Annotated in this window: 2 protein-coding genes; both read right to left on the reverse strand. The window is 55.9% G+C overall.

Going from position 1 to position 3,016, the window contains the following annotated elements:
- The coding region (locus A3AY_RS0126610; RefSeq protein ID WP_154663337.1) for an ATP-binding protein at nucleotides 1–2,137 on the reverse strand (2,137 nt) is incomplete at its 3' end.
- A 59-nt stretch (nucleotides 2,138–2,196) separates the two neighbouring features.
- The gene (locus A3AY_RS0126615) at nucleotides 2,197–2,736 is read right to left on the reverse strand and encodes a hypothetical protein (RefSeq protein ID WP_018328725.1); all 540 of its coding nucleotides are present in this window, start codon (nucleotides 2,734–2,736) and stop codon (nucleotides 2,197–2,199) included.
- Nucleotides 2,737–3,016: the final 280 nt, after the last annotated feature.

Raw genomic sequence — 3,016 nt, forward strand, 5'->3', positions numbered from 1 at the left:
GGCCGAGACCCATGCCACCCAGTCCAAGGCCCCTTCGCTCCTCGGAAATGTTGATCTCGCGGGCGAACGGTTCGAACAGAGCGGACGACCTCTGCCAGTCTATCCCCGCGCCATTATCGCTGACCTGTGCCCACGCGGACCGCCCGGTTCGACCCGCGGTGCAAATTACTCGTCGCGGCTCCACGTCGAGCGTCGCATTGGCCGCGTTTATCAGTACATTCTGAAATAATGAGTTCCATTCGGCGAATGTCGCCGCCGGGAGAATGATGTCGCGCGGCACTTCGAACTCCACCGAGACACCCCCAATCAATGGTCGAGCGTTCTCGACCACCTGATTCAAGACATTACGCAGCGACAGGCCTTCGATCTGATCGCGGTCGTCTGCGTCCAACATCGGAGCAAAGACCTTTCGGGTGTTTTCCAACCTCTCGATCCAAGCAGATACCTCGTCTGCGATTCCGGCGATTCTGTCGTCGTTCAAATCTCTAGAGAGGGATCGAAGCCTGCGAATGATATTCCGGCCGAGCCGCATTTCCTTGCGGCTCTCGTGCTCCAGCGCCAATGCCGCCATTCCAGCCGATGCCAAGGGTCCAAGCAAAGCTCGCGCGGATTCGTCGGCCCGATGCTCTTCCTCTATGTTCTTCGATAGATCGGCGACCTCGCGTTCCAAGGCGATGACGTTGTCGTCGTCGCGATAGTCACTTCTGATCTGCACGGCCAGCTCTCTTATGCGACCGACTTTGTCGGTGCTGGCCTCCTCCGGTCGTTTCAAGTTTAATGCGTTTTCCTCGCGGAGCCGCTCTCGGGTGGCATAATAGTCGAGAGACCATCGTACGGCATTCTGCAATGCCTCGTAGGCACGGTTGGCGACAAGCCGATCGCGCGTCACCTGAATTTTCAGAAACTCCCCACTCTCCTTCTCCGCGTCGCGCGCGTTTCGGGCCTCCTTCCCGGTGTCGATCGACACGACACCGAAGAGCCTGCCCTGGGTTGGAAGGTCGTTGAGTGCGCGTTTCACGTGCAGGCGTTCAGGAAGTAGCACCGACTTGTTCCGCCGGTGAGAATGATCGTATTCGATGCCTAGCCAGTCCTGCTGAACTCCGTAGTAGGGCAACCGAAATCCGGCGTCATACACCTGGACGCCGCCGAATCGTTCGAAATATTCCCGAGCATCGGCAACCTTGACGCCTTCGAACTGGCGGCCTTGCAATTTGAAGACACGGATACTCCAATGCGCAGAGTCTACGAGACCCGCCACCTGAAACGACTCGGAGAAGGTGTCGCCGTGCCGAAATTTCACTGTGACGTGGGCTTGCGTGGTGTCGCCGTCTCTGGTCATTTCTCCTGTGATGACGGCATCGTAATTCTCGAGAGCCGCCGCCATCTGCTGATCGAAGGCATCCGCGAGATCACCACGCCACGACGACATACTCACGCTGAAGGCGTTGGCGTCGGTCGCATTGTTTGCCAAGAGCCCGTACTGAGGTAGGGGTGACTGAATCATCCACAATTGTCGACCGAGGTCTTTAATCTGATCCCGATCCCAATCCTGTTTCAAGGCTTTCATTACGACACGAGTCCCCCAAGCACTCCCTTGGGCGAAAACGTTGTCGCGGGGTTCCACAATGAAAAGAGCGGTTGCTTGCGTCAGCTCGCCAGCGTCTATCGCTGCATCCCAATCGACCAGCGCGCGGAGCTGGGTCGAGGGATCTTTTTTAGACGATGTTATCAGCTCAAGCTTGTGAGCTAGGAATTGTGCGGAAAGCCTGCCCACACCTTTTGAACCCGTTACATGGCGACGAAGTTCACGACTGATCCCGCGCAACTGCTTGTTACGTGTGCCAATCGTCATCCAATACTGAAGGAATTCGGACTCGTCCATTCCATGGCCGTTGTCTGTGACGACTATCGACTCTTCTTCGAGCGTCACTTCGCAATATGTAGCGTCCGCGTCGTAGGCATTCTTGATCAGCTCCGCCAAGGCTATGTGGGGTTGGCCCACAAGCCGCTCTCCAAGTTCCCGCAGCAATGCTGAATCCGCTTGGAAGTTGACGGTTCTGTAAGCCGAAGAAGGCGGCGAAACGGCGGAACCGTCGAGATCCTGACGGCCCTCCTCTTCTTCACTCCCAGAAGTCACGATACCTACCCTTTCGTGTCGTCTCACGCATAGGTTACATAGCCCACAATCGATTAATGCTATATGTCTGCATTGTCTAAGGCTATCGCAGAAAACGACAAAAATTTCCTCGCATCGTCGCTGTACAAAACAAGATAGCCGTCGTCTTGCCTCAGTCCCAACCCTGCACGTTCCGCGATCTTCAAAACTCTTCTAGCGCTCGCCCGGTCTGCCAAAAAGATGACGAGGGGATAAGCTTCCAGATGGTAGCCACCAAAAGCGCCGCCGTTGCAACTAGAGGAGGGAATGCACCCCATTGCAGACAAGGATGCGACGCATGCCGCCACGCCCAAGTCCAACCTCAACAGTCCCTCGGGATCCTCGTACAATTCGTCCTCGATCGCCGTCATTTCCTCCGACGGGGTTGCCGAGCTATCAATCCGCTCAATGAAACTTTTTTCGAGATCGAGAAGTCGGGCAACATCTTTCCACGAGAGCCAGGTCAGATCGTCGTAGGCTTGGTTGCCTGCTAGAGTGCGCCGACCAGCCAGTTCTCCAGCTGTCGGCCACCAAAGCGCCTCGAAATCGATTTCTCGCAGTATCCTCATCTTGTCCACCATCGCTTGGCAATCTGCTGCCCGCCGCCTCTGGGCAGTTTCGGATCGGTGCGGATAGGTCCCTACCTCCTAAGGTTTCGCGCAATTGAACATTGACATCTGATGAAGCATCGACCACCGCGCAAATCCAGTTTAGCTTGTTTTTCAGTCATCAGCGCACGTGATGCAAGCGAATACCCGAGGAGATCAAGAATGGCAGTAAACCCAAGCGAAATGACTGATCCAACAAAGGTAAGACAGCTACTTGCGAACGCTGAGCGACTGAAAGCCACCGAACTGGCGG

The sequence above is a fragment of the Rhizobium giardinii bv. giardinii H152 genome, assembly GCF_000379605.1.
GTDB lineage: Bacteria > Pseudomonadota > Alphaproteobacteria > Rhizobiales > Rhizobiaceae > Pararhizobium > Pararhizobium giardinii.